A 26,300-nucleotide genomic window follows, 5' to 3' on the forward strand; every position below is an offset into this window, starting at 1 on the left:
AAGCTTCCAACGCTAGAAACGATATCAAGAACTTAAATGAGTTCGCCAAAGAAAGCGCAGATTAACGCGCCAGTAATTGTAGATAAAGTTGTGCTTGCCTTTGTTCCTAAAGTGTTACAAATCTATCACTTAATACCTGTTGTAACATTAACAACAATAAAACGTAAATAATAACCAAAATCTTTTTAATTTCTGACGCCTGCTGCCAAATTTACACTTTCAGAAACCAGCGTTGCCGATACATTAGAACCCCAACAGCCCACCACAACAATACAGTGACTAGAGCAAATAACAGGGAACCATTCAACGCCCCTGCCCAAGATGCGAAAAAATTCTGGTAAATCCAATTGTAGGTAGTGGGAGCGTCTTTGCCAGCGCCAATAGTGGTTTTGACTAAGATTTTAATCAACAAAATTGATGCAACGAAAAGAGCGATCGCATTTAAGCCCATAATTTCAAAAGGCTTACTCCAGCGACGCATCAACCGGACTTCGATGAATTCATAACAAGCTGCTAGCAACAGTAATGCCCAACCGCTGCTAAAGAACACATAAGAACTTGTCCACAGCTTTTTGTTAATAGGGAATGTCCATCCCCACGCCCAACCGATAATTAAGCAACCAACTCCAAATAATGCTAAACCTATACTTGTGCGTGACTGTACAGATTGGCTGCGTATCCATTGCCCAGTGAAGTAGCCAGCGAGGACGCTTACTATAGCGGGAATAGTACTGAAGAGTCCTTCTGGATCTCCCATAAATTTGAAACCATCACCCTTGTATAAATGTGCTTTGGGAATAATCAGGCGGTCAACATAAGCACCAAAATTCCCTTCCCGCGTCAAAACTCCCGCACCGTATTCTGGTACTGGTAAATACGTCATTGCTAACCAGTAACCGATAAGTAGAACTACTGCAAGTATCCATTGACCTTTACGCGGAAGGTTGAGAACAGCTAGAGAAGCCAGCAGATAGGTAAGGCTAATGCGCTGCAACACTCCCATAATGCGGATGCTACTCAAATCAAAAGTCCAAATACCCTGATTCCAAAAGCCATTTAGTAGCAATCCCAAGGCAAAGAGAATGGCCGCGCGGCGCAATATTCGCCAGTAAACAGTTGGGGTTGGTTTATTACCTTCAGTGTACTTTGACAGTGAAAAAGTCATCGCTACACCAACAATGAACAGAAAGAAGGGAAATACCAAATCAGTTGGTGTGCAACCGTGCCAATCAGCGTGGGCTAAGGGAGGATATACATCATCTGCGACACCCGCCATATTGACGAGAATCATCGCCGCAATGGTAATGCCGCGAAAAACATCCAATGAAGTCAGGCGCATAATCGAAGCGGAATTTTGTGTTAGATGAGTATCTAAGCTACTCCCCTTGATGCAGGTAATCAAGCAAAATTTATAAACTTGGATACAAGGTAAAATTTTGTTAAGTAATTACCACTATTTGTTATGCCAATCAAAGTTGGAGATACCGCTCCTAATTTCACTCTACCTGACCAAAATGGCTCAACAGTAAGCCTCCAAGACTTTCGCGGCAACAAAGCTGTTGTCTTATATTTTTATCCCAAAGACGACACACCTGGATGTACGGCGGAATCTTGCGCTTTTCGCGATCAGTATGAAGTATTTAAAACCTCTGGCGCTGAAGTTGTCGGCGTCAGTGCTGATTCTAGCGAATCTCACCAGCGATTTGCTGCGAAATACAATCTACCTTTTACTCTATTAACTGACAAAGGCGACCAAGTACGAAAGCTATATGGTGCAACAGCAGCCTTTGGCTTATTCCCTGGTCGCGTTACTTACGTCATTGACCAACAGGGAGTTGTGCAATACGTGTTTGATTCAATGTTTAACTTTAAAGGTCATGTTGAAGAAGCACTGAAAACTTTGCAACAGATTGCGAAATAGGGTACTGGGTACTGGGTACTGGGGATTGGGAAACTCTCTCCTAGTCCCTAGTCCCTAGTCCCCATTCCCCAGTCCCCAGTCCCTAGTCCCTAGTCCCTAGTCCCTAGTCCCTAGTCCCTAGTCCCTAGTCCCTAGTCCCCAGTCCCCATTCCCTATTTAGAATGCGACTTTTCCGGCATGACAATATTAGCGTGGCTTGCCTTGCCATTCTTGCCGTTAGTATGACCGTTACCATTGCGGGGATGAATTACGCCATAACCGCCGTGGTTGCGTTCGTAAATGACATTAATCTCTCCAGTTTCAGAATTGTGGAACATATAAAAATCGTGTCCTACGAGTTGCAGCTGTTCCAAGGCTTCTGCAAGGGTCATCGGGGGCATGGAAAAATATTTGGTGCGGACGACTTCGTTGGGTAATTCGGGGGTGCGATCGCCAATTAAATCTGTTACTATCGACTCCGCAACAACTACTTCTGTTGGTAGAGCATAAGTTTTCTGGTCTTGGCGTCGTTCTTTGTATTTCCTCAGTTGACGGGCAATTTTATCTGCAACTAAGTCAATGCTGGCGTATAGGTTTTCGCTACTTTCCTCGGCACGAATAACGCTACCGTTAGCATAAATAGTTACTTCAGCTGCTTGTCTTGTATTAATTCGGGGATTCCGGGCGACGCTAAGATGCACATCTACTTCATTTGTAATGCTCTGAAAGTGACTAACTGCTTTTTCAATCTTTTGATGTACATACTCACGAATCGCATCGGTGATTTCAATATTTTTGCTGTGGATGACAAGCTTCATGTAATACTCTCCCGCTGAATATTTGGATGTGTGAATTTGCTTTGTATGAAAAGAAGTTGCGGTAAGGTTTTTTATTCCCGCCAAAACAAATTGTGAACTATATTGTATATAGTGCTGGTAAGCTGTCTCTCAGCTTCCTGCATTTGAGTTGTTGTCAAGTATACCCTTGATTTACCTCCTTATCTCTGCGCTGATATCCAATTCGATATCCACTTAGAACTCTTGGGTGAGGCAATCTGAATGGTAACTCCCATGAGTACCATCTTCTTGAAAGCAACGCTTACAGAACTGTTGATAGTTGCTCCTTCTGTGTTCGGTTGAAGTTTGCTTGCTGTTGTTAAATAATACAAGTCTTTGGGGAAGTTTGATCCTGTTTGAAATGCAAACAATTTTATGAGAATCATCAGCCAGTGCATTCGTCTTTATCATCTTGGCATGATGCTTATTGCAGAGAATTCCTCCTAAAAACCTATTGAGGTTAATATTCAACCTAGCACTTTGTATTTTCTAATGCAGGTTCCCTTGACTTTCCTTTAAAATCCTTTGCAAAGCTTAATATTTGTTGATTCTAATCCTGTAACTTGAAATATATTTCGTCCTTATTACAGTTGATTTTCGGCATAATCCATAGTATGAAACCACACAAAAACCGTTGTTTGCTGTATAACCAAGGATTAATGCCTTACTTAAAAGCTCATGGATGGCAGCGATCGCTCCTCACCGAGCGCATCCATAACCCTAATCTAGATGACGTGTTAATTTTACTAGAGCATCCTCCTGTCTACACTCTCGGACAAGGAAGCAACTCAGATTTTCTCAAATTTGATATTGACAAAAGTCAATATGATGTGCATCGAATTGAACGAGGCGGCGAGGTTACTTACCATTGTCCCGGTCAATTGGTAGGCTATCCAATTTTAAATCTGCAAAGTTATCGTAAAGACCTTCATTGGTATTTACGGCAACTCGAAGAAGTAATAATTCGCGTATTGGCAGTTTATGGTTTGCAAGGCGAAAGAATTCCGGCTTTTACTGGCGTTTGGTTACAAGGGCGAAAAGTTGCAGCCATTGGGATTAAAGTCAGCCGTTGGATTACTATGCACGGCTTTGCATTAAACGTTTGTCCAGACATGACAGGCTTTGAGCGCATTGTGCCCTGCGGTATTTCTGATAAACCTGTAGGCAGTTTAGCCGAATGGATTCCAGGTATCACCTGCCAAGAAGTGCGTTTTTATGTAGCACAGTCCTTTGCAGAAGTCTTTGGTGTGGAATTAATCGAATCTCAACCTCAAGAATTTTTCTTCCAACCTGAGTAATTATGTAAGAAATACTATAGTAGTCCGATTTAAATTGTGAGACACTTGTGAGAGCAGTCAATGTTTAATAGTATCAAAATGAGGAGGTAAGAGGTAAAAGGTAAGAGATAGGAAGCAGGAGGCAGAAATAACCCATATTTAGAAGCGCGGTACTTAGGCTATGAAGGCTTTGTGTCTGGTTCTATGCGTCTCTATACAATTTTTATTTTTAAACTGGGTATAAAACCTAGAACTACTATTTAACTGCGATTGTCGAAGCTAAAATTTGATTATTTACAAATTTCTATACTAACTTTTTACGGCTGTAAAGCACAATTTTGCGCGTGAATTACTCAAATAATCTCCAGGTATATGCCCCATCTTTAACATCTCTGAGAGAACGTGATTGGACAGCTTTGATAGAACTATTTGATAGAGACGACGGTGATGAAATTGAAGCCGACATCAGTGGTAGTCTATTTTGGCTGATACCTGAACCTTGTTGGGAAGATGATCCCTTTGAATTCTTACGCGAGTACCTTTAATGAGTGCTGAGTGCTGAGTGATGAGTTATGAGTGATGAGTTATGAGTGATGAGTTATGAGTGCAAAAGAAGTCTTTAACTCCAAACTCCTAACTATCTAACGTTGAGGCGACTGAGGAAAATACGTAGGCGATCGCTTTGAGGATTAGTCAGTACTTCGTAAGCTGGGCCTTGTTCTGTCACAATACCTTTATCTAAAAATATCACCTGATGGGCTACTTCTTTTGCAAACTGCATTTCATGAGTGACAACCACCATTGTCATCCCTTCTGCGGCTAATTGCTGCATCACTTGCAAAACTTCGCCGACGAGTTCAGGATCTAGGGCGCTGGTAGGTTCGTCAAATAGCATAACTTGGGGATTCATACATAAACTGCGGGCGATCGCTACTCGTTGCTTTTGTCCGCCAGAAAGTTGTTCGGGATAAGCAGAGGCTTTTTCAGATAAGCCAACTTTTTCTAAATATAATCTCGCTAGTTGGGCGCTTTCTTTCGGTGTTTTACCCAATACTTTCCGAGGTGCGAGTGTCATATTTTCTAGGACGCTGAGATGGGGAAACAGGTTGAATTGCTGGAAAACCATGCCTACTTGTGTTCGTAGTTGTCGCAGTTGGCTATAGTTGACAGTGGGCCTAGATAAGTTGATTCCGTTGATGATTAAACGCCCGTTGTCAATGGTTTCTAGGCGATTGAAGCAGCGTAGTAGGGTACTTTTACCACAGCCAGAAGAACCGATAACTGCAACGACTTCTCCCCGGTTGATTTCGCCGGTGATTCCTTTGAGAACTTTCAGGGAACCAAAGTTTTTTTCGATATTGTCAAAAATAATCGCAGGGATGGTATTGTTCATTACTTGTATTAAGCTGCTTTACAGTTGATTGTAAGGTTTTCAGGCTACCGCAGAGAGCGTAGAGGGAGAGAGAAAATAATATGGTTAAATTTGGTTTTATCCGTTGGCTGCACTTATTTCTAGTTATAAGTTTTAGCTGTTTGTTACTGGTTAGCTGTGCTGTGAACTCTAGCGCGGGGAAAACTCTGCGGGTTGCTACGGAACCTGCGTTTCCACCTTTTGAGTTTAAAGGGCAAGGTGGTGAGTTGCAGGGTTTTTCGATTGATTTAATGAATGCGATCGCTACTGCTGCTAACTTTAAAGTGAATTTTCAAAGTCTGCCTTTTGATGGCATTATCCCAGCTTTAGCAGCCAAAACTGTAGATGCGGCCATTAGTTCGATCACGATTACAGAGGAGAGGGCGAAGACTGTTTCTTTTTCCCACCCTTATTTTAAGGCTGGGTTAGCGATCGCAATTCGCACAGATAATCAAGATATTACTGGTTTTGACAGTCTCAAAAATAAAAAAATTGCGGTACAAATTGGTACAACTGGGGCTGCAAAGGCTAAGAGTATTCCTGGGGTACAAATTCGTAGTTTTGATTCTGCGCCTTTAGCCCTGCAAGAATTGTCCAATGGTAATGTGGATGCGGTAATTAATGATGCACCTGTTACTTTATATGCAATTAATACGGACAATCTCCAGGGAATTAAAGTAGTACAGCAATTGCTGACGGAGGAGTTTTACGGGATTGCTACAGCTAAAAATTCACCGAATTTAGCATTAATAAATAATGGTTTAGATAGGGTGTTAAAAAATGGTACTTATTCCCAAATTTATCAAAAATGGTTTAAAGTTGAACCACCTCTATTACCAACTAAATCGCCATTTGAAAATCAAAATAACGCTGGCGCGCCTAAAATATTAACTTCAATTGGCGTGATTTTGCAGGCTTTACCAAGTCTATTGCAGGGTGCATTGGTAACATTGCAATTGACGATACTTTCTGTAGTATTTGGTTTAATTGGCGGTTCCCTGATTGGTATTGTTCGCCTTTCCCATATTGCGCCTGTGCGTTGGGTGGCGAGGGCGTATGTAGATTTTTTCCGGGGAACGCCTTTGTTAGTACAAATTTTTATGATTTACTTTGGATTACCTGCAATTTTGCAAGAACTTGGTTTGACTTTTACTTTCGATCGTCTCACTGCTGGGGTAATTGCCTTAAGTTTGAATAGTGCTGCATACATTGCCGAAGTTGTCCGTGCTGGAATTCAATCGATTGAAACAGGACAAGCAGAAGCAGCACAATCATTAGGTTTAAGTTCTACACAAACCACGATTTATGTCATCTTTCCCCAAGCTTTTCGGCGGATGATTCCACCTTTAGGTAATGAGTTTATCAGTTTATTGAAAGATACTAGCTTAGTTTCTGTAATTGGTTTTGAGGAATTACTACGTAAAGGGCAGTTAATTGTTGCTGACAATTATCGTGCTTTTGAAATTTACGCAGGTGTAGCGGTGGTTTATTTATGTTTGACCTTACTTTCTTCACAGGCGTTTAGTCGCTTAGAAGTGTGGATGAATCCAGTTAAAAACCAGAAGAAATATGATACCTAATAATTTTTCATTAAGGTGTGTTAGCACCTGAACAGATTAGAAAAAACAGCTTATTTATTAACAGATAGTTTCGGATAGATGATAATAATCGCAATGGCATCTGGAGTATTTTCTCGTGTTATGGGTACTTACATCAGCTATCATATCAATGGTGCAACTGGGGTTGCATTGTGGTGTTGCAAATCTTGTTGTTTCTCATAGCAATGATTTTGCACCTAAACATGAGTGACTGGTAAGGGCAAAGAACCAAGAAAATACTGATTGATTCAGGATGCAAGAGCCTTTGCCATTTATGTAAACCACATTCCGCAGGTGTTAGGGCGAAATAAGTGTCGTTTAAAATTGTAGTAATTGGTACTTCTTTAGGCGGATTATCAGCATTGAAAATTATCCTGGGGAATTTACCAGTAGATTTTCCTGTGCCGATCGCGATCGTGCAACACCGTCACAAAGAGTCTAATAACACACTCCAAGAGTTATTACAAGAATCTACTTTGTTGAAAATTCGCGAAGTGGAAGACAAGGACGAAATACTAACAGGATATATCTACATAGCTCCAGCAGATTATCACTTACTGGTTGAACCAGGTCACTTTGCCCTTTCGACTGATGAGCCTGTTTCTTATGCCCGACCGTCTATTGATGTGCTGTTTGAGTCGGCAGCCGATGTCTACACAGAGGAAGTTATTGGTGTAATATTGACAGGAGCCAACCAAGATGGTATGCAGGGCCTTAAGAAAATAAAAGCACGGGGAGGAATTACTATTGTACAAGAACCTACCACGGCAGAGAGCGACATTATGCCAGAAGCAGCAATTTCTGCTGTTACAGTAGACTGGATTTTGACACTCTCAAACATTGCTTCTCAGATGGTTAAACTTTGTCATTCATCACAGAAATAAACCGATGCAGATGGAACCCAAAGTCAACATCCTCCTAGTGGATGATAAACTAGAAAATTTGTTGGCACTAGAGGCAATCCTAGAAAAACTAGGGGAAAATCTTGTGAGAGCTACTGCTGGGGAAGAAGCTTTGCGGTGTCTGCTGCATCAAGACTTTGCAGTGATTTTGCTAGATGTGCAAATGCCTGGGATGGATGGCTTTGAAACTGCTACCCTCATTCGCAATCGGGGGCGATCGCGTCACACTCCAATTATCTTTCTCACCGCTTTTAGCACCAGTGACCAAATGCTGTTTAAAGGCTATGCCTTGGGTGCAGTTGATTATTTGCTCAAACCATTAGATCCCAATATCTTGACTTCTAAAGTCACAGTATTCGTAGAACTTTTTAAGAAAACAGAAGCCGTCAAGCAACAAGCAGCGCAGCTGGTAGCTGTGAATACCGAACTCAGACAAAGTGAAGAACGGTTCCGATCGCTAAGTACCTGCTCACCAGTCGGCATTTTTGAAACTGATACTGAAGGCAACTGTAAATATACTAATCCCCGCTATCAGGCAATTTGTGGCTTGATAGCGGCAGAAAGTTTAGAAAAGAGATGGTTGGAATCTGTTCATCCAGAAGATAGAGAACGAGCGATCGCCAGTTGGTCTGCTTACATTTGCGAAGGTCGGGACTACTCAGAAGAATTTCGCTTTCAAACTACTCAAACTAGCATCCGTTGGGTTCAAGTCCGCTCATCACCGATGCTTTCCAGTCAAGGAGAATTGCTGGGATATGTAGGCACTCTTGAAGATATCACTGAACGCAAACAAGCAGAAGAAGTCCGCGCTCAAGTAATTCGAGAACAGACCGCTAGACAAGAAGCAGAAGCGGCAAATCGGATGAAAGATGAGTTTCTGGCTGTTCTCTCCCACGAACTTCGCACACCTCTTACCTCGATGCTTGGCTGGTCAAAAATCCTCCGCGCCAAGAAACTTGATGACAAAGCCACTTCCCGCGCCTTGGAGGCGATCGAACGCAACGCCATATCTCAGATGCAGCTAATTGAGGATATCTTGGATGTATCCCGGATTATCCGTGGTCAGTTGCGGTTAAACGTATCTGCGGTGAATCTAATCTCGGTGATGGAGGCAGCTTTAGAGGCAGTGCGTCCCCTAGCGGAACCAAAAGATATTCAATTAAATACTATCCTGGATACAACGGTCGGGTCAGTTTATGGCGATCCAGCCCGTTTACAGCAAATAGTTTGGAATCTACTAACTAATGCCATTAAATTTACCCCTAAAGGTGGCAGAGTGGAGGTTAAGCTGTCAACCTATTTTGGATTTTCGATTTCAGATTTTGGATTGGGATCTGATAGTGAAAATTTAGACTCTTCAAACACTGATGAAAGTAGTAGTCTAAAATCTAAAATTCCAAATTCCAAATCCCAGTATGCTCAAATCCAAGTTATCGATACAGGCATTGGTATCAGTTCTGAGTTTTTACCCAAAGTATTTGAACGTTTTCGCCAAGCAGACAGTACCACAACGCGATCGCACAACGGCTTAGGACTAGGACTCGCGATCGTCCGTCATCTAGTAGAACTGCATAAGGGTACAATCTTTGCTCAAAGTTCAGGTAGTGGACAAGGAGCAACCTTTACGGTGAGACTACCATTGCTACAAGACAATAGGGAAAATAGGGAAGCGACAGGAAAAATTTCCTCCCCTGTAGCATCTACGCCCCTTGCTGGATTAAGAGTTTTAGTTGTAGATGATGAGACAGATACCCGTAACTTTCTCAGTTTTATGTTTGAGGAATATGGGGCTTTTGCCACTGCGGTAGCATCAGTTGATGAAGCCCTAGTAGTACTTGAGCAGGCAAAACCAGATATCCTGATTAGCGACATCGGTATGTCAGAGCAAGATGGTTATACACTAATTAGAAAACTACGCTCTTTAGAACCAGAAAAAGGCGGATGCATCCCAGCGATCGCGTTAACAGCATATACGCGAGAAGAAGACCGCTTAGAAGCGCTTTCAGCAGGATTTCAGCAGCATGTATCTAAGCCAATTGACCCTAATAAATTGATTGCTGCGGTCGCCAATGTATTAAAACTGCCACTGGAAGTTCCAGTGAATTGATTTGGAATTGGGGACTGGGGAAGAAGCAAGGGAGCAGGGAGCAAGGGAGAAAAGTTTTCCCCTCAGCAAGAACAGCACCCCTCCCCTCTGCCTCTTTTCAATGCCCAATGCCCAATCAAGACAAAGTTAGAGCGTGTTTTTTCAGTTCGTCTAGAGAAACCACTTCCAACGCCCTGGCATGGGTTGCTGAAAGTATTACGGGTGGGGCAACGCCAGCTTCGAGAGCTTCTTGCCAGCGAGAAGCACACAAACACCAGCGATCGCCAGGCTTCAATCCAGGAAAATTAAAATCAGGAACAGCTGTGCTAAGGTCGTTTCCCCGCGATTTGGTAAACTCCAGGAATTCTGGTGTTACTTGGGCACATACGACATGCGATCCGAAATCTTGACCACCTGTACGACAAAAACCGTCGCGGTAAAATCCTGTCACGGGAGAAGTACAACAAGCTTCTAGGTTTCCATCAATTACATTTTTAGCGTCTGTCATAGTTAATTCACTTTAAACTATTGAGGAATTTGAACAACCTCTCAATAGTTTAGAGTTTTGAGGGTAAATTTTAATTACTCAATGAGGAACTAAGCGCGATCGCTCTTGATAACTCCCGAAACAGAAGATTAGCCACTTTAAACATCAATTTATTTTGCAAATAAAACAAAAAACCGGGTAAACACCCGGTTTCTGACAATCCTCAGTTTTTTAAGAGCATAGCAGCGCTCATTGGTGTCAACTTAAGCCTGGGCGAATGGAATTCGCGGCTACACAAACAAAGTCCGCCTGCGAGGAGTAAGAGAAAATTAATATTTTTAACCCGCGCAGGCGGGTTTCGTCTGTGTAGACGAGCCAGTGCGTTGGGCGGCTCCGCCGACTTGAAGCACCTGGCGTGCGGTTTCTAACCGCCCTTTTAACGTTAAGTTGACACCTATGAGCAGCGCTATCCCCCTATTTATTAGCTGTCAAAATTAAACTTTAGCAGCTGCTTTGGTAACAACGTTGAGTTCACCTTTAGCATACTTAGCAGCAAAATCTTCCAAAGAAATTTGCTTAATCTTGCTAGCGTTGCCAGCTGTGCCAAATTGCTGATAGCGTTCAGCACAAACCTTCTGCATGTATGTAATCGAAGGCTTGAGGAAGTGACGGGGGTCAAACTCCTCTGGTTTTTTAGCCAAAGCTTCACGAACAGCAGCAGTAATAGCCAAACGGTTGTCGGTGTCGATATTTACTTTCCGTACACCACTCTTAATACCTTTTTGGATTTCTTCTACAGGTACACCGTAGGTTTCAGGAATTGCACCACCATACTGGTTAATCAGTGCTAGCAAATCTTCAGGTACAGAAGAAGAACCGTGCATTACCAAGTGGGTGTTAGGCAGACGGCGGTGAATTTCTTCAATGCGGCTGATTGCCAAAATTTCACCTGTCGGCTTGCGGGTAAACTTGTAAGCACCGTGGCTAGTGCCAATGGCAACAGCCAAAGCATCTACTTGGGTTGCTTCTACGAAGTCAACAGCTTCATCGGGGTCGGTTAGCAGTTGAGAGTGGTCGAGTGTACCTTCAAACCCGTGACCATCTTCAGCTTCACCAGCACCAGTTTCCAGAGAACCCAAACAACCGAGTTCACCTTCAACGCTGACACCCAAAGCATGAGCTACATTTACAACTTCGCGGGTAACATTAACGTTGTACTCGAAGCTAGCGGGAGTCTTAGCATCAGCTTCTAAAGAACCATCCATCATCACGCTGGTGAAGTTGTTCTTAATTGCTGAGTAGCAGGTAGCAGGAGCATTCCCATGATCTTGGTGCATGACAATGGGAATGTGAGGATAGGTTTCTACTGCTGCCAAAATCAGGTGGCGCAAGAAGTTTTCTCCAGCATAAGCACGAGCGCCGCGTGAAGCTTGCAAAATTACGGGGCTATCTGTCTCGACAGCAGCCTTCAGGATTGCCTGAATCTGCTCCAAATTGTTAACGTTGAAAGCTGGGATGCCGTAACCGTTTTCAGCTGCGTGATCCAACAGCAGCCGCAGTGGTACAAGCGCCATAGATAGTCCTCCTAATGTGGTTGTCAGCTAATCGGTCTGAGAGAAGCGTAATGATTACGCTAAATCTTAAGAGTTTTTTCAACTTATAGGAAATTATAACTAGTGTCGTGTGTCTATGTTGAAAAACTTTACGTCATAGTTACTATAAAAAAGTCCTATACTTGCTCCCTACTGCTGTACTATGCCCCATACACGCTCCTTACTGCTGTACATTTAGCTACCCTATAACTAGTAGCTTTGGTAGCCCAGTATCCCAAATGCTTTTTACTAAAATTATCAAGAGTAGCGATCGCCTCTTTATTTGATCCAATAAATTTCTATATGGGTCGCCCGGGATTCGAACCCGGAACTAATCGGTTAAAAGCCGAGTACTCTACCGTTGAGTTAGCGACCCTTTCGCTGCGTTTCGCAACTTTGCCATCATAGCACAAACATCTGTAGATTTGTAAAGGTATTTAGAAAAAATTTGCAGTTAACCTTACAGATGCAGTGTGGCTAGCTCCTGGTGCTAACACAGTCAGGTTATCACCAGTATTGAGAGAGTTACGGGTGGCACTCCACGGCTCTAGACAGTAGAATTCTTTGCCTTTGACTGTCCAAAATACCAGGTAGGTAGAGAAATCATCATAATCCAGGGTGAGTTTTAACTTCCGGCTGCGATCTATCGCAGTTGCCGATTGACTCGTTAACTGTCCAAAGGCAAAATCAATTTCATCACGACTAAAGTCAAAATTGCCGTCAAAGGAGTGAAATTCTTTAGTTTGATTGTCTTGATACTGCTGAGAGGGAATTTCAAGCTTTAACTGAGTTTTATCACCACACAGAAAGTACGGATGGAAACCAGCCGAAAAGGGCATTGGTGTGGATGACAAGTTTTTATACTGCTGACGGACTTCTAAGGTATTACCTTGAAGTTCGTAGGTGAAAGCCAGCTGAAAATCAAAAGGATAAACTGCCTTGGTTTGCTCATTGCTATTCAGAACAACAGTCAGACTAGCTTGATCTTTAGTTTTTTGTTCTGTTGCTGACCACGGCAATTCACGAGCAAAACCGTGTTGCTTGAGAGTATATTTTTGACCGTTATGAGTGTAAGTATTATCTGGTAGATTGCCACAAATAGGAAACAAAATTGGATTCCCACCTCTGACACTCAACTCAGGATTAGTAAAGCGTTCAGTATCCAGGTAGAAAATTTCTTGCCCTTGAATGCGCCAACGAGTGATGATCCCACCACGTTCGGGTACGACTTCCAACTGAGAACCAGCGGCTTCGTCAGAAAGAATATAGGTTTTGTACTGTTGCTGTTGAACTGCAATGCTAAACACAAATTTTAGTCCTGGGTATAGTGGAGTGCTGAGTACCTAGTGCTGAGTCCTGAGCAGAATAAAAAATACTCAGCACTCAGCACTCATAACTCAGCACTGTTTATTCGTCTTCTGCAAACACGAAACGATATAACTCGCTAGGATCTGGTTCAGGGCTGCTTTCGGCGAACTTAACAGCCTCGTCGATTACATCCTGAATTTTGCGGTCAATGGCTTTAATCTCTTGCTCATCCGCCAGATTTTGCTCTAGTAAATAAGCTGCTAACTTCTTAATTGGGTCACGGGCAAACCAAAATTCTTTCTCCGCTTTGCTTCGCATTTCATCTGGGTCTGCCAAGGAATGACCCCGGAAGCGGTAGGTAAGTGCTTCAATTAATGTTGGGCCTTCACCTGCACGGGCACGGGCTACAGCTTCTTGAGCCACTGCTCTTACTGCTAGTACATCCATACCATCGACTTCTACGCCCACCATGTTAAACACACTGGCTTTTTTATAAATCTCTGGCTGGGAAGTGGCTCGTTCGTGAGACATCCCAATGGCCCACTTATTATTTTCGACCACAAACAGAATTGGCAGTTTCCAGAGGGCTGCCATATTTAACGTCTCGAAAAACTGACCGTTGTTAGCTGCACCGTCGCCAAAAAAGCAAGCTGTCACTTGGTCAGCACTTTCGTCTCCCAGCACTTCGCGGCGGTATTTGCTTTGAAAAGCCGCTCCAGCGGCTACAGGAATTCCCTCAGCCACAAAAGCGTAGCCACCTAGCAAGCGATGTTCGGCAGAAAACATGTGCATGGAACCACCGCGCCCTTTGCTGCAACCTGTGGCTTTGCCAAATAATTCTGCCATTACCTCTTTTGCTGGTACACCCGCACTTAGAGCATGAACGTGGTCGCGGTAAGTACTACAAACGTAATCTTCACCTGGTCGCATTGACTGGACAACACCACTACAAACGGCTTCTTGACCGTTGTACAAATGGACAAAACCAAACATTTTGCCCCTGTAGTACATTTCAGCGCACTTGTCTTCAAACAAGCGTCCTAATACCATGTCCTCATACAACCGTAACCCTTCTTCCTTCGTAATGTGCGTAGTAGCAGGATTAAATGTGGGTAAAGTACGCTCTTGAACCATTATTTTTGAGTATCCCTGTTGTACAACTTAAAGTTACGGTCTTAAAATAAGTTGGTCTGATAACAACTCAGCTTTTAACAGGCTAGCGTTTGCAAGACTCAACAATCAAACTTTATTTATGCACCAAAAAAGGGTCTTAGGGAATAGCTGAAGTTTTAATTTTTGATTTTTAACTTTTCAGCCCATGCCCCGTGAGGATTTGACTCTAACGGCAATATTTACCGCTTTGGGTTTTTCTCTCTCACCTAAAGAGTGCTGAGTGCTGAGTAACGAGTGCTGAGTAAAAAGATTCACAAGTATTACGTCTTACTCAGAACTCATAACTTAGAACTCAGAACTCAGCACTCCTAAATATTCCCCTTCATACACTAGCAATCAAGATAGGCTGCTTTCTGCATATCCATTAACAATTTAAAAAAAGAAGCAAAAGTCTTTGTACCCAAATTGGTAATTGTAATTAAAGGTTAATTATGATATGATTTGCTTCTCCTGTTATCAGGGTCTAATCCCCAATAGTGGTATTTTTGTTACCCTCTACTGGGAAAGTCCCGAAAAAATCAATTATCAATAGATTCTTGCAACCACAACATTTATGCCGTGATTAAAAGCGGTAGTTGTGGTTTGTGATATCGAAGGCTGATAATAGTTGTGTTAAACAAAAATACTAAGAAATAAGACAAAAAATTGAGGCTTTCTAGGCGAAAACAAAAAATTAGTACTAGAATGTGACTCAAAATTTCGGGAAGGTACAAAACAAGTTGTTGCAATATACACTTGTAGAGTAAATTCTATACGGCACTGTTATGGCACGGTTTTACAGGCCTGGAACGCTCTAGGTGAATTATGTTGATCACGGTGCAGGGGAAGTAGGCTGTGCGAATTCCGCTAGATTACTACCGAATTTTAGGACTACCGTTAGCGGCAAGTGAAGAACAATTGCGGCAGGCATACAGCGATCGCATTGTACAATTGCCTAGACGTGAGTATTCTCAGGCAGCAATTTCTTCTCGTAAACAACTCATAGAAGAAGCTTACGTGGTTTTATCAGATCCAAAACAACGCAGTACCTACGATCAGCTTTATCTTGCTCATGCCTATGACCCTGATAACCTTGCTGCTGCCGCAGTAGCACTGGAAAATCGTCCAGAAAGCACCAAACGGGGTAGTGACATCCAAAGTCTGGGTATCGAAATTACCCAAGACGAATTAGTTGGCGCTTTATTAATTTTGCAGGAGTTGGGGGAATACGAACTTGTACTAAAACTAGGTCGTCCGTACCTGGTAAATAAAAATGGTGCTACAAGTGCAAGAAAAAGCAATAATTTAGCAGACGAAGAAATACACGAAAGTGCTGAACATCCCGATGTTGTTCTCACTGTTGCCCTTGCTTGTCTAGAATTAGGTCGCGAACAGTGGCAGCAAGGTCACTACGAAAATGCCGCCATATCTCTAGAAACTGGTCAAGAACTGTTAGTACGCGAAGGATTATTCTCAAGTGTCCAGGCGGAAATTCAGGCGGATCTTTACAAATTGCGGCCATATCGAATTTTGGAGTTGTTGGCACTGCCTCAAGAAAAAACTGCCGAACGCAGCCAAGGTTTAGAATTATTACAAAATCTCTTAGAAGATCGTGGCGGGATTGATGGCACGAACAATGATGATTCTGGTTTAAATATAGATGACTTTCTGCGTTTTATCCAGCAGTTACGCAACCACTTAACAGTCGCAGAACAGCACAAGTTATTTGAAGCCCAAAGCAAACGTAATTCTGCTGTTGCCACTTACTTAGCTGTTTATGCCTTGATAGCACGGGGATTTGCTCAACGGCAACCGGCTTTAATTCGTCAAGCAAGGCAAATGCTCATACGTCTGGGTAAGCGCCAAGATGTACATTTAGAACAGTCGCTATGTGCTTTACTCTTAGGACAAACTGAAGAAGCAACCCGTGTTTTAGAACTTAGTCAAGAGTACGAAGCTTTAGCTTTTATTCGCGAAAAATCTCAAGACTCTCCAGATTTGTTACCAGGGCTGTGTCTATATGCAGAACAGTGGTTGCAACACGAAGTATTTCCCCATTTTCGAGATTTAGCAAACCAGCAAGCTTTTCTAAAAGATTACTTTGCGAACCAACAGGTACAAGCTTATTTAGAAGCACTGCCAACGGATGCAGAAACAACTAATGAATGGGCTGTAATTAACCCCCAATATTTTCCTAAGCCGCAGACAAATAATTCGCCTTTCCCTAACAATTCAACTAGGAATTCAGGGAAATTTAATCACAGCAGAACACCTGACCTAGATTTGCCAGAAACACCAACAAAAGAAATACCCGAATATTCAAATTTCTCACCACCTATATGGAATTCATCAGAGAGTGTAAAATCAGAGGTTCCTGCTGCTGAACGGATGAGCAGAGGCACAAAGGAGCATTTGAATGGTTCAGCTAAAAGTGCTGCACCCAGTCATAATCAAAAGCGTCGCCGGAGAAAACCAACTCCATCTGCTAGCCGAGTACGTGTACCAGATAATCGCCCTCATTCTCGTCGTCCCCGGCGGCGGCGAACCTTTGCTAACACCATCGAAGGGAAAACACGGCTGGTATGGAGAGTATTTATTTCTTTGGTGAGTCTATTAGTTTTCTGGGTGTTAGCCACTACAACTTTTGGATGGTTAAAAAATCTGTTTTTTCCTACACGAAATGCACCTCCTTCACAGTTGTTTATACAAATAAATGAACCACCAACACTTATTCCCGGCCCCGATAGTAAACCACAACCAACAGATGGCCCTTTAACAGATGCAACTGCAGAAGAAGTTATTCAGAATTGGCTATCTACCAAAGCCGAAGCTTTAGGGCCGAATCATAAGATTAATAATTTAGAGAATATTTTAACTGGTTCCGCTTTGTCTCAATGGCGGCTCATTGCTCAACAAGATAAGACAGACAACCGCTATCGCAAATACGATCATAGTCTGAAGGTGGAATCTGTAGAGAAAATTGAGTTATTTGCAGATCGTGCCGCAGTGGTAGCTACGGTGAAGGAAGCGACACAGTTATATGAAAATGGTCAGTTTCAAAAGTCTTCTAACGAGAATTTGCGAGTTAGGTATGATTTGATTCGAGAACGAGGTAAGTGGCGTATTCAGAGTGCGTCTGTTGTGAATCAGATAATTAGATAAGTTGGAATTTTGAAGTTATCTCTATAACTTAGCTCTGCGCTAAACTGGAGTTTAGAAGACTTTAATAATTCAGTAATCTGACAAATCAACAATATAACAAGACAAATTTGTATAGGTTGAGAAAGCTAATTCCCATAAATCGTCGTCCGATTATGGTGATTTCACTGAATTCTGTGGGAATACTTATAAATAGAAGCCTAAATATTCCTCGAAGAGCATTATGTTTGGAAAGATTGCAGCAGCGTTTCAGGAGTCTAGGCAATTTATAAAAAGAAGCCTAGAAGAATATATTATATTTAGCTCAGGTGCTAAACAGTTGACTTTGACCAAAAAAATGGTTTTACTTCTCTGTCAACAAGCTGAATCTAGAGTTGAGCAATTAAAAAGTCTAAAACCACACTCTGAAGAGGGACTTATTGCAACAATAGAATACAATAAAATTCAAGTAAAATTACATTTTACTCCTGAGAAAATAACTCTTAATGAAGATTATCTTGAAGGGGAACTTCGCTTATTAAAACCTCCTGAATTTGATACTGAATCCATTGTTTATCGTTACCTCATTGCAGGTTGGAAAACATTTTTAGGAGGTAAACTTCCCAATGAAGCTTTACCAAAAGAGGTTAGAATTGAAAATGATAAGGTTTACTATACTCTTGCTCGAAATCAATTGCAGCTTTTAGATGACCTCTTCTATAGTCTTGAAAATGGTTCTACTTTGATTACTAACCTTAAACAAGGAAATTTAACTATTGAAACTTCAGTAGCTTTGAGTTGGAATAATATCAAGCTTCAAAATCTACTTCAACTTCTGAATCTCAAAGTAAGAACAGAGAAATAGTCTTTATTTCAATCCGGTTCAGTTAAGGCTTTACTCTTTGTCAAAGTGATTTTTTACGAAATGCAAAGGACGCAGAGGACACGAGGGAAGAGAAGTTTAACTGAACTGTATTGGTTTTTATTTTCCTTTTAATAGTAGCTATCAAGAACCTCTCCCCATAAGCGAGGTGGGGTGCAATGACTATGGATGGGAATCATAACTAATTACCCGAACTTGATATTACTCAGAACTTTCTAACACCCCTAGTAAACTCTTCAACATCAAATAAGCAGAAGTCCCTCCTGGATCTTGATGTCCAATACTCCGTTCACCCAGGTAGCTAGCCCGTCCCTTTTTCGCCTGCATTGGTATAGTTTCCTGCAACCCACTTTGGGCTGCTGCTACAGCCTTTTGCATAGCTTCCAGCGTCCTCTTATTTTCTTCTACAGCCTGCCTAAAAGCGGCTACAGCCGGAGATAGCACATCAATCATCGTTTTGTCTCCTAGTTGCGCTTTGCCGCGTTGTAGCACCCCGTCTAAGCCTGCTTGGAGTATTCCTAAAACATCTTGTTCTGTTAATTCATGCTTACCAACTACTGCTGTACTGGCTCGTAAAAACCAGGTGCCATAAAGAGGGCCACTAGCACCGCCAATTGAAGAAATTAAGGTCATACTCACAGCTTTGAAAATGCTGCTGATGTCCTTGTCTGTAATAGTTGGTAACTGAGCACTTACCTTTTTGAAGCCGCGATCCATATTGATCCCGTGGTCAGCATCTCCGATCGCAGCATCTAATTCTGTCAAATATGCTTTATTCTGCTCTATCTCGCTTGCATAAGCCTGTAACCATTGCAATATCTGCGTTTGACTCAACATAATTCGTAATTCGTAATGACGCTCGAATACTCGCTACCGCTACGCTAACGTAATTATGAAATTCCCCAGCGCCAACTTGGCGTTTTTACTGGTGCGTCCCATAGCCGGATCATCTCGTCATCTAATTTCAGTAGGGTAATGGAACAACCTTGCATTTCTAAAGATGTGATGTAAGGGCCTATCAAGTTTCGCACAATTTGCAATCCTTGCTGTTCGCAGATTTGGGCGAGTTTGCGGTAAACAAGATACAGTTCGGAAATCGGGGTTCCACCCATACTATTGACGAAAGCTAACAAGCGATCGCCTTTGGCAAATGGGAGATTTGTTAGTTCTATATCTACCCATTCTTCTTTGTCTTCATCCCACTCGCGGAGTATGCGGCTGTATGCTGCATCTTCAAGGAGCGATCGCGTCAAAATTTCGGTAATCTCGTCTACTGATTTGATGGCTGTACGTTCTGTTCCTGGCTCACCGTGAATACCGATACCTAATTCGATTTCGCGATCGCTCAATTCAAATGTCGGCGTTCCATTAGCGGGTACTGTACAAGATGTTAGAGCAATTCCCATACTCCGTCCATTCAGATTGACTCGGCGACATAAATTTGCTATTTGTGGCAAATCATACCCAGCCTCAGCCGCAGCGCCACAAATTTTTTCCGCCAGGATTGTTGTTCCGACACCCCGCCGTCCTTGAGTATAGAGGCTATCCTTCACTGCTACATCGTCATCAATCAAAATATTTAGCGATCGAATGCCTTCACCACGGGCTAACTCCGTTGCGATCTCAAAATTCATCACATCGCCACTGTAATTTTTGACGATATAAAGGATACCTGAACCTCCATCTACAAGCTTTGCGGCTTCTAGCATTTGGTCGGGAGTTGGTGAAGTGAAAACCTCACCAGGACAAGCTGCATCCAGCATTCCTTTGCCCACGAAGCCAGCGTGCATTGGTTCATGTCCACTGCCACCACCAGAAATAATTGCTACTTTACCCTGTATCGATGCATCGGCTCGATAGACAAAAGTCGGATCGTAATTCAGTTTAATTAAATCGGAATGAGCCGCCGCCATACCTTCTAGACTTTCCCGTACAAAGTCTTCCGGCTTGTTGATCAGCTTTTTCATAATCCGTGTTTGGTTAAAAGGGTGCTAAAACCCAGGTTATAGCGATCGCTGGTTTGTATGCAATATAGTTTGATCTCTCTCCTAAAAGGAGAGAGACTTTGAATTTTCCCCTTTCCCGGCGCGGGAAGGGGGTTAGGTTTTTCATGGGATTTTCCACATGAATAGGACTTAGGCACGAGTTAATCCAAAGATTCCATTAACTCAATACACTTGTGCATCTGCTGGCGAACCGTTTCCCGATCGGCATGAAACCTTCGTCCATGACCTGGTAACACCCATTCAAAAGAGTAATTAGCCAAATTACGCATTGATTTAGTCTGCTCTGACCAAGAATACCAGCAGAAACCGTGGAATGCAGCCAGTTGATGCAAGCTTTCTGACCAAGCGAGATGATCGCCAGTGAACAGAAACTTATTTTTATAAAGTAGGACTGTTTGTCCTTTGGTGTGACCGGGAACTGGGATAATTAATAAATCTGGTGTCAAGGGAAATAGTTCTGAACCAGTTAGCTGTATTTCCACATTGCGAGTATCCGCAGTAATATCATCAGCGTGGAGGATGCGATCGCACTGAAAATGCTCGGCAAACTTTTGATGATCTGCCACATCATCCTTATGAGTTAGGTACATATAACGAATTGGTCCCAGTTCTTCTAAACGCTTCACTAAAGGCGGCGTAAACCGGGGAGAATCCACCAAAATGTTACCTTCTGGAAGTTGAATTAAATAGCTAGCAGCACCGTAAGATTTTTCAGAATGATAGCCACAGTGGTAAACATTTTCTGCTACTAATATGGGAAACTTTTCTTGAGCAACTTTGATATCTTTTGGTTTCTCAACTGTGCCAATAGAACTAGTAGGACAAGCTAAAAGTGCTTCAAGTGCTGCTAATCTTTCCGCCTCATTGGTTGGTTGATGATAAACCACCGACTGTTCATCAACACGAGAAAAAACTTCAGGAGTCATCCAGCGACAGGTATCACAATCAATACAGGTAGTATCTACATAAAAATCGCCGTTGACATTTTGGGGACGACGCTGATTTAAATGAGCCATATTAATCCTTTTGCTTTCAGATGCTTACTGGGAAGCGATAAACTCTATATCACTACGCTAGCAAAAGTAAGTTGAGACTGTAGATGCCACTAGAAGTAAATCTGCTCAAAAATATAAATAATCGTGAACCTTGGTCAGCAGAAAATGGAAAAACTGAATTTATAAATTTACACCAAGTATACACAGATGATCTTCTATGATTTCCTGGCCTAAATGCATTGGGTATGGCAAAATGATATTTCCCATAGACCAAGCAGGTGAACATCTTAAATAGTGAGGTACTCGACATAGTGCCTTTAAAGCTTCTTCTGTCTGAAAATCTGGGTGTACAAAGAACGGCACTATCTCCACCATCTGTTGATGTTTGAATGGAATGTTAGCACCGTATTTATCCTCTTGGAAGCCAAGTTTATAAAGTTCAGGTATTGGCATTTCATCTTGCGTCTTCTGTGTTTTTGGTAGCCTTCCCACAGAGAAGTAATGTAGTAGTTCTGGTGCTGACTTATCGTAAAAACCGCTCAGATGTTGGAAATCTCGGGCTGGACAATCTTCGTTCCAAGCTTCTCGATTGGTAATGTACTGCGGTGTTTCTTTACCAGTGCGAATACGAATTACTGCTAATAAGTTCTGTAGTTGTTTGTTGTCACGCTTATACTCGCAACTGTTACCAGGAACATGGCAGAAGTCGAGAACGTTGCGTTTTGCCAAAAGGTTCTCATTTTGCAACTGGGGCCAGATTTTGCCATCATTGTCTTCGCCGCGTCCATTACGCCACCCTTCAGCTTCAATTAGAACAATAGTTGGTCGGTCTAAATGTTTAGTTACTACGCGTGCAATAAACTGTACTAATTCCGTGCCGTTCAACTTGATTTTACTTTGAAGGCGCTTTGCAACTATACCAACAAAACAATTTTGTCGTAGCTACATGAGCATTTCTACAAAAGAAGGAAAGTATTTATACAATTCTGCATAGGATTTAACATCCTTGGAGGGGATACAAATTCCTTTCCCAGCATCGCAATCATCTGTAGGCATTTGGCTATCTAAATACTGAATTTCTTTTGGTGTAAGATTTGGTACGTTTATTTCATAAGAACTATCTAATTCTGTTGCATGAAAATTCTTGCTAAACTTACATTGTTCTGCCACATTACAGTAGTTCTGTTCAAAAAAGAGCCATCCAACTGTTAATATACGACAACCATCAGCATAACGAAAATCAAAAATATGCTTATAATTAAGCTTTTCATCTTCCGAACCTGCTGAATTAGCGTTACTAACACTTTGTTTCAGTTGATTATTAATTATCCTTTTATACAGATTTCCTATATTCTTGCCAGTTAAATCTAATTCAGCATCATTAGGTCTTCCAAATTTGAAAGCATACTCCTCTGCGTCATTTACTGTTATTCCTCCACAATTATCTTGAATTTGAAAGTACTCTTTGTTCACTAAAATTTTTATCCAAAGCCCTTCATAATTCTCATTGCTCTGTAAATGAGTTGCACCATCTACTGAGTTGTCTACAAGATCGATAATCGCACGAATAAGCGGTATGTCTCGCACCAACATATATATGAATAAATCTTTAGTTGGTTCAGCATGAATTAGCCGTGGATTATCACTCATCTGATTTTACTTCTTTATAAAATACCCTTTTTATAGCGTAGTTTATGCTTATTTGGCTTGCATTCATTTTCCTCTGCTCCTAATCATAAAAATAACCCCTGAGAGCGATCGCATATCTTCTTAATACAAGCGTACTCTGTAAAGGGTTATTGTTTTACCGAATTATTTATTGTTCAACCGAATTATTCCTCCACACATTAATGTTACGTATAAAAATATACTATTCCACAGTTACAGACTTGGCTAAATTCCTCGGCTGATCGACATCCAAACCGCGACGGGCGGCAATGTGATAAGCCAATAGTTGCAAAGGAACTACTGTCAGAATTGGAGAAAGTAATTCTTCTACATGAGAGACGGGAAGAAGATCGTTAAAAATTTCCGCAGCTTCGCCATCGTTGACGGGAGTCACGCCAATTAAGCGAGAATCTCTGGCTTTGGCTTCTTGGGCATTAGAAATCACCTTTTCGTAAACACTACCAGGAATTGCGATCGCAACTACTGGTACTTTCGCATCTAAAAGTGCGATGGGCCCGTGTTTCATTTCTCCAGCCGGATACCCTTCGGCGTGAATATAGCTGATTTCTTTTAATTTCAACGCCCCTTCTAAAGCAATGGGAAAGTTGATTCCTCTCCCGATAAAAATAAAATCTTGGGTTTCGGCGAATTCGTGGGCTAACTGTTCGGTTAAACGTTCCTGACTTTCCAAAGTTGCCTCAATTTCTTTGGGAATCTGTCGCAACCCATTAATAATTTGATCTAATGTATCTTTTGAAACTGTCTGACGACGAGCTGCTAAATCCAATGCCAAAGCATAAAATGCCATCAGTTGGGCGGTAAAAGTTTTTGTCGCCGCTACGCCAATTTCAATTCCCGCTAAGGTACTAATGACATGCGGCACTAAATGACCAAGGCTGCTTTCCGGACGATTAGTAATACCTAGTAGTCGCGCTTGATATTTAGGTTCTTTCCCTTGGCGACGTTCTTTTTCCATTGTCAAAGCCGCTAGGGTATCGGCTGTTTCACCTGATTGGGTAACGCCAATGATTAACGTGTTAGCTGTCACGGGTGATGGTGCATAGCGATACTCAGAAGCGTAATGTACTTGAGTGGAAATTCCTGCTAGTTGTTCGAGTAAATATTTTCCGATTAATGCTGCGTGCCAACTAGTACCACAGGCGAGGATCTGAATTTGTTCTAAATCGTTGTATAAATCTCCAGGTAAGCCAAGGTTGATTGGCGATTCGCTAGATTCGCCTGGATTAAAGTAAGCGTCTAAACTAGCTCTTACTACCCCTGGTTGCTCATGGATTTCTTTGAGCATGAAGTGTTTGAATCCCTGCTTTTCAACCATTGCCGGATTGAAGTTGAGCAGTCGGGGTTGTTTTTTCAACCTATCGCCAGCAAAATTGTAAATCTCAACACCCAAAGGTGTGAGGCGGGCAATTTCGCCATTTTCCAGAGGTAGCACCGCACGGGTGTAGGCAACGATCGCTGGCGTGTCAGAGGCACAAAAGAACTCTCCTTGCCCAAAGCCAATCACCAAAGGCGCTTGCTGGCGAACAACAATCAATTCATCGGGGTAGTCAGCAGAAATAACTGCGATCGCAAATGCCCCACGTAAGTGGTTAACAGCTTGGCGAATTGCCTCTAGGAAGGGAGATGAGGAAGATGAGGGGGAAAGATTCTTTAAAAATTCGGCTATCAGATGGGGAATAACTTCGGTATCGGTTTCAGAAAGAAATATGTGTCCTTTGGCTTTGAGTTCCTCGCGTAACTCACGGTAGTTTTCAATAATGCCATTTTGCACTACCGCCACTCGCTTTGCTGTATCCAAATGGGGATGGGCGTTGTACTCTTCTGGTTTACCATGAGTTGCCCAGCGTGTATGACCAATACCAATTTGGGCAGGGGTTTCTATTTGTTCGAGTTTAGAACGCAGGTTATGGAGTTTGCCCTTTGCCCGCACACAAGTTACCTCACCTTCCCAAATAGTGGCGATTCCAGCCGAATCATAGCCCCTGTACTCTAGTTTTTCCAGCCCAGCCAGTAAAATGTCTGTCGCCGCTTGAGTGCCTATATATCCAACAATTCCGCACATTGTTCACGCCACTTTTTTTCAGGATGATTAAATCCAGTATAGTGTGTAGCACAAACTTGACATTTTGCAAAGAAAAAAGGGAGTAATTTACTCCCTCTACCACTAGGTATTGTTATGGATTTTAGGGTTTTACAACGGATTGCCCGTTAGCTTTTGACCTGACGGTAAAAGTGCGGCTTCTAGGATTTAGATACCCAGAGATTATATCCCCAATCTAAAATTACGATTTTGTAAAGCGGGTAGTCTCCACTCTACGATGCTAAAAGTGCTTCCTAATTGAGACACTTAAAAGTCTTGAGTGCTGAGTTCCGAGTTCCAAGTGAAGAATCAAAAAATTTGTATTTGTGATTTACTTCTTTTTATCTCAGCACTCAGCACTCAGCACTCCGATCAGCACTCAGCTTTTTAGTAGGCTAGACCCAAACTGCGAGTTGTTTCAGCGCCCAGGTAAACCCGGATGCTCAAAAAGTCAGTGGGACAAGCGGTTTCGCAACGCTTACAGCCAACGCAGTCTTCTGTACGGGGTGAGGAGGCAATTTGAGCAGCTTTACAGCCATCCCAAGGAACCATCTCAAGTACATCAGTAGGGCAAGCGCGGACGCATTGGGTGCAGCCAATGCAGGTATCGTAGATTTTTACGGAATGAGACATTGAATAAACGGCTCCTTTCGAGTGTTCTTCTCTGCGAAAGAATCATAATCAACGCATAGTCTACCGCAGTGGTTGATAGGCCGTAATCAAAAGGCTACATAACTTCAAACAATGTAATAAGCACCCAAGATATTTGTTTTTACGAGATTGTCCCTATTGACTTATTAATCAGTAACATCATCAGAACGTATTTACACTATTGCTTTACCAGAATGTGGGAAAAAGGTAAAGATATATGAAATAAAAGTCAACTTAACGCGAAACGGGCGGTTAGAAACCGCGTCTACACAAACAAAAGCTAACGATCCTGGGTTTCAAAACCTTGAT

23 protein-coding genes and 1 tRNA gene are annotated in these 26,300 nt (G+C 42.2%); 9 read left to right on the plus strand and 15 right to left on the minus strand.

Annotation, left to right across the window (positions count from 1 at the left end):
* Positions 1 to 211: 211 nt before the first annotated feature.
* Positions 212 to 1,339, minus strand: coding sequence for an acyltransferase family protein (locus V7L07_RS31330; RefSeq protein ID WP_335063317.1), 1,128 nt, complete (start codon positions 1,337 to 1,339; stop codon positions 212 to 214).
* 123 nt (positions 1,340 to 1,462) lie between these two features.
* Between V7L07_RS31330 and V7L07_RS31335 the strand changes: the two genes are divergently transcribed.
* Entirely contained in the window at positions 1,463 to 1,921 is a 459-nt protein-coding gene (locus V7L07_RS31335; RefSeq protein ID WP_335063319.1) for a peroxiredoxin, read from the plus strand.
* Positions 1,922 to 2,073: 152 nt separating this feature from the next.
* Here V7L07_RS31335 and hpf read toward each other — a convergent pair whose 3' ends face one another.
* The gene (hpf, locus tag V7L07_RS31340; protein WP_335063321.1) at positions 2,074 to 2,718 is read right to left on the minus strand and encodes a ribosome hibernation-promoting factor, HPF/YfiA family; all 645 of its coding nucleotides are present in this window, start codon (positions 2,716 to 2,718) and stop codon (positions 2,074 to 2,076) included.
* 632 nt (positions 2,719 to 3,350) lie between these two features.
* Between hpf and lipB the strand changes: the two genes are divergently transcribed.
* On the plus strand, positions 3,351 to 4,034 hold the full coding sequence (gene lipB / locus V7L07_RS31345; RefSeq protein ID WP_442936100.1) for a lipoyl(octanoyl) transferase LipB: 684 nt from the start codon (positions 3,351 to 3,353) through the stop codon (positions 4,032 to 4,034).
* 323 nt (positions 4,035 to 4,357) lie between these two features.
* The gene (locus V7L07_RS31350) at positions 4,358 to 4,558 is read left to right on the plus strand and encodes a hypothetical protein (RefSeq protein ID WP_179068660.1); all 201 of its coding nucleotides are present in this window, start codon (positions 4,358 to 4,360) and stop codon (positions 4,556 to 4,558) included.
* 92 nt (positions 4,559 to 4,650) lie between these two features.
* Here V7L07_RS31350 and V7L07_RS31355 read toward each other — a convergent pair whose 3' ends face one another.
* A complete protein-coding gene (locus V7L07_RS31355) occupies positions 4,651 to 5,406 on the minus strand; it encodes an amino acid ABC transporter ATP-binding protein (RefSeq protein ID WP_334777377.1) in 756 nt (251 codons plus the stop codon).
* An 80-nt stretch (positions 5,407 to 5,486) separates the two neighbouring features.
* Between V7L07_RS31355 and V7L07_RS31360 the strand changes: the two genes are divergently transcribed.
* From V7L07_RS31360 to V7L07_RS31375, 4 genes are all read left to right on the plus strand, one after another.
* Positions 5,487 to 7,004: an ABC transporter permease subunit gene (locus V7L07_RS31360; protein ID WP_335063323.1), complete on the plus strand. Its 1,518-nt coding sequence runs from the start codon at positions 5,487 to 5,489 to the stop codon at positions 7,002 to 7,004.
* A gap of 120 nt (positions 7,005 to 7,124) precedes the next feature.
* Entirely contained in the window at positions 7,125 to 7,205 is an 81-nt protein-coding gene (locus V7L07_RS31365; protein WP_335063369.1) for a hypothetical protein, read from the plus strand.
* 128 nt (positions 7,206 to 7,333) lie between these two features.
* The gene (locus V7L07_RS31370) at positions 7,334 to 7,906 is read left to right on the plus strand and encodes a chemotaxis protein CheB (protein WP_335063325.1); all 573 of its coding nucleotides are present in this window, start codon (positions 7,334 to 7,336) and stop codon (positions 7,904 to 7,906) included.
* 4 nt (positions 7,907 to 7,910) lie between these two features.
* Complete coding sequence (locus V7L07_RS31375) at positions 7,911 to 10,031, plus strand: hybrid sensor histidine kinase/response regulator (protein ID WP_335063327.1); 2,121 nt, start codon at positions 7,911 to 7,913, stop codon at positions 10,029 to 10,031.
* 115 nt (positions 10,032 to 10,146) lie between these two features.
* Here the strand turns inward: V7L07_RS31375 and V7L07_RS31380 are convergent, their stop codons facing one another.
* The 5 genes from V7L07_RS31380 to pdhA all read right to left on the minus strand — a co-directional run bounded on the left by V7L07_RS31380 (position 10,147) and on the right by pdhA (position 14,531).
* On the minus strand, positions 10,147 to 10,518 hold the full coding sequence (locus tag V7L07_RS31380; RefSeq protein ID WP_334777383.1) for a DUF2237 family protein: 372 nt from the start codon (positions 10,516 to 10,518) through the stop codon (positions 10,147 to 10,149).
* A gap of 473 nt (positions 10,519 to 10,991) precedes the next feature.
* The gene (gene fba, locus V7L07_RS31385; RefSeq protein WP_094346179.1) at positions 10,992 to 12,071 is read right to left on the minus strand and encodes a class II fructose-bisphosphate aldolase; all 1,080 of its coding nucleotides are present in this window, start codon (positions 12,069 to 12,071) and stop codon (positions 10,992 to 10,994) included.
* 322 nt (positions 12,072 to 12,393) lie between these two features.
* Positions 12,394 to 12,465 (minus strand) — tRNA-Lys (locus V7L07_RS31390).
* Between the two features lie 61 nt (positions 12,466 to 12,526).
* Entirely contained in the window at positions 12,527 to 13,396 is an 870-nt protein-coding gene (locus V7L07_RS31395) for an aldose epimerase family protein (RefSeq protein ID WP_335063328.1), read from the minus strand.
* Positions 13,397 to 13,496: 100 nt separating this feature from the next.
* The gene (gene pdhA / locus V7L07_RS31400) at positions 13,497 to 14,531 is read right to left on the minus strand and encodes a pyruvate dehydrogenase (acetyl-transferring) E1 component subunit alpha (RefSeq protein ID WP_334731591.1); all 1,035 of its coding nucleotides are present in this window, start codon (positions 14,529 to 14,531) and stop codon (positions 13,497 to 13,499) included.
* An 873-nt stretch (positions 14,532 to 15,404) separates the two neighbouring features.
* On the opposite strand from pdhA, the gene V7L07_RS31405 reads away from it, so the two are divergent.
* Positions 15,405 to 17,711: an IMS domain-containing protein gene (locus V7L07_RS31405; RefSeq protein WP_335063330.1), complete on the plus strand. Its 2,307-nt coding sequence runs from the start codon at positions 15,405 to 15,407 to the stop codon at positions 17,709 to 17,711.
* Between the two features lie 220 nt (positions 17,712 to 17,931).
* A complete protein-coding gene (locus V7L07_RS31410) occupies positions 17,932 to 18,552 on the plus strand; it encodes a hypothetical protein (protein ID WP_335063332.1) in 621 nt (206 codons plus the stop codon).
* Positions 18,553 to 18,771: 219 nt separating this feature from the next.
* Here V7L07_RS31410 and dhaL read toward each other — a convergent pair whose 3' ends face one another.
* The 7 genes from dhaL to psaC form a co-directional block, all read right to left on the minus strand.
* Positions 18,772 to 19,407 (minus strand): dihydroxyacetone kinase subunit DhaL, encoded by a 636-nt coding sequence (gene dhaL / locus V7L07_RS31415; RefSeq protein WP_335063334.1) that lies wholly within the window; start codon positions 19,405 to 19,407, stop codon positions 18,772 to 18,774.
* Positions 19,408 to 19,460: 53 nt separating this feature from the next.
* Positions 19,461 to 20,537, minus strand: coding sequence for a dihydroxyacetone kinase subunit DhaK (gene dhaK / locus V7L07_RS31420; RefSeq protein ID WP_335063336.1), 1,077 nt, complete (start codon positions 20,535 to 20,537; stop codon positions 19,461 to 19,463).
* A 179-nt stretch (positions 20,538 to 20,716) separates the two neighbouring features.
* On the minus strand, positions 20,717 to 21,592 hold the full coding sequence (locus tag V7L07_RS31425; protein ID WP_335063338.1) for an MBL fold metallo-hydrolase: 876 nt from the start codon (positions 21,590 to 21,592) through the stop codon (positions 20,717 to 20,719).
* Positions 21,593 to 21,751: 159 nt separating this feature from the next.
* Positions 21,752 to 22,456, minus strand: a complete 705-nt coding sequence (locus tag V7L07_RS31430) for an RNaseH domain-containing protein (RefSeq protein ID WP_335063340.1) — start codon at positions 22,454 to 22,456, stop codon at positions 21,752 to 21,754.
* Between the two features lie 57 nt (positions 22,457 to 22,513).
* Positions 22,514 to 23,221: an O-methyltransferase gene (locus tag V7L07_RS31435; RefSeq protein ID WP_335063341.1), complete on the minus strand. Its 708-nt coding sequence runs from the start codon at positions 23,219 to 23,221 to the stop codon at positions 22,514 to 22,516.
* A 220-nt stretch (positions 23,222 to 23,441) separates the two neighbouring features.
* Positions 23,442 to 25,322: a glutamine--fructose-6-phosphate transaminase (isomerizing) gene (glmS, locus tag V7L07_RS31440; RefSeq protein ID WP_335063343.1), complete on the minus strand. Its 1,881-nt coding sequence runs from the start codon at positions 25,320 to 25,322 to the stop codon at positions 23,442 to 23,444.
* 405 nt (positions 25,323 to 25,727) lie between these two features.
* Positions 25,728 to 25,973: a photosystem I iron-sulfur center protein PsaC gene (psaC, locus tag V7L07_RS31445; RefSeq protein WP_334696474.1), complete on the minus strand. Its 246-nt coding sequence runs from the start codon at positions 25,971 to 25,973 to the stop codon at positions 25,728 to 25,730.
* Positions 25,974 to 26,300 lie beyond the last annotated feature (327 nt).

The organism is Nostoc sp. (assembly GCF_036916985.1).
Classification (GTDB): Bacteria; Cyanobacteriota; Cyanobacteriia; order Cyanobacteriales; family Nostocaceae; genus Nostoc.

Excerpts from the sequence above, each read along its gene's own strand:
- V7L07_RS31380 (WP_334777383.1), bottom strand. The coding sequence starts at position 10,518 with ATGACAGACGCTAAAAATGTAATTGATGGAAACCTAGAAGCTTGTTGT.
- V7L07_RS31410 (WP_335063332.1), top strand. The coding sequence starts at position 17,932 with ATGTTTGGAAAGATTGCAGCAGCGTTTCAGGAGTCTAGGCAATTTATA.
- V7L07_RS31360 (WP_335063323.1), top strand. The coding sequence starts at position 5,487 with ATGGTTAAATTTGGTTTTATCCGTTGGCTGCACTTATTTCTAGTTATA.
- V7L07_RS31355 (WP_334777377.1), bottom strand. The coding sequence starts at position 5,406 with ATGAACAATACCATCCCTGCGATTATTTTTGACAATATCGAAAAAAAC.
- dhaL (WP_335063334.1), bottom strand. The coding sequence starts at position 19,407 with ATGTTGAGTCAAACGCAGATATTGCAATGGTTACAGGCTTATGCAAGC.
- glmS (WP_335063343.1), bottom strand. The coding sequence starts at position 25,322 with ATGTGCGGAATTGTTGGATATATAGGCACTCAAGCGGCGACAGACATT.
- V7L07_RS31365 (WP_335063369.1), top strand. The coding sequence starts at position 7,125 with ATGGGTACTTACATCAGCTATCATATCAATGGTGCAACTGGGGTTGCA.
- V7L07_RS31335 (WP_335063319.1), top strand. The coding sequence starts at position 1,463 with ATGCCAATCAAAGTTGGAGATACCGCTCCTAATTTCACTCTACCTGAC.
- pdhA (WP_334731591.1), bottom strand. The coding sequence starts at position 14,531 with ATGGTTCAAGAGCGTACTTTACCCACATTTAATCCTGCTACTACGCAC.
- V7L07_RS31330 (WP_335063317.1), bottom strand. The coding sequence starts at position 1,339 with ATGCGCCTGACTTCATTGGATGTTTTTCGCGGCATTACCATTGCGGCG.
- psaC (WP_334696474.1), bottom strand. The coding sequence starts at position 25,973 with ATGTCTCATTCCGTAAAAATCTACGATACCTGCATTGGCTGCACCCAA.
- lipB (WP_442936100.1), top strand. The coding sequence starts at position 3,351 with ATGAAACCACACAAAAACCGTTGTTTGCTGTATAACCAAGGATTAATG.
- V7L07_RS31425 (WP_335063338.1), bottom strand. The coding sequence starts at position 21,592 with ATGGCTCATTTAAATCAGCGTCGTCCCCAAAATGTCAACGGCGATTTT.
- hpf (WP_335063321.1), bottom strand. The coding sequence starts at position 2,718 with ATGAAGCTTGTCATCCACAGCAAAAATATTGAAATCACCGATGCGATT.
- fba (WP_094346179.1), bottom strand. The coding sequence starts at position 12,071 with ATGGCGCTTGTACCACTGCGGCTGCTGTTGGATCACGCAGCTGAAAAC.
- dhaK (WP_335063336.1), bottom strand. The coding sequence starts at position 20,537 with ATGAAAAAGCTGATCAACAAGCCGGAAGACTTTGTACGGGAAAGTCTA.
- V7L07_RS31435 (WP_335063341.1), bottom strand. The coding sequence starts at position 23,221 with ATGAGTGATAATCCACGGCTAATTCATGCTGAACCAACTAAAGATTTA.
- V7L07_RS31375 (WP_335063327.1), top strand. The coding sequence starts at position 7,911 with ATGCAGATGGAACCCAAAGTCAACATCCTCCTAGTGGATGATAAACTA.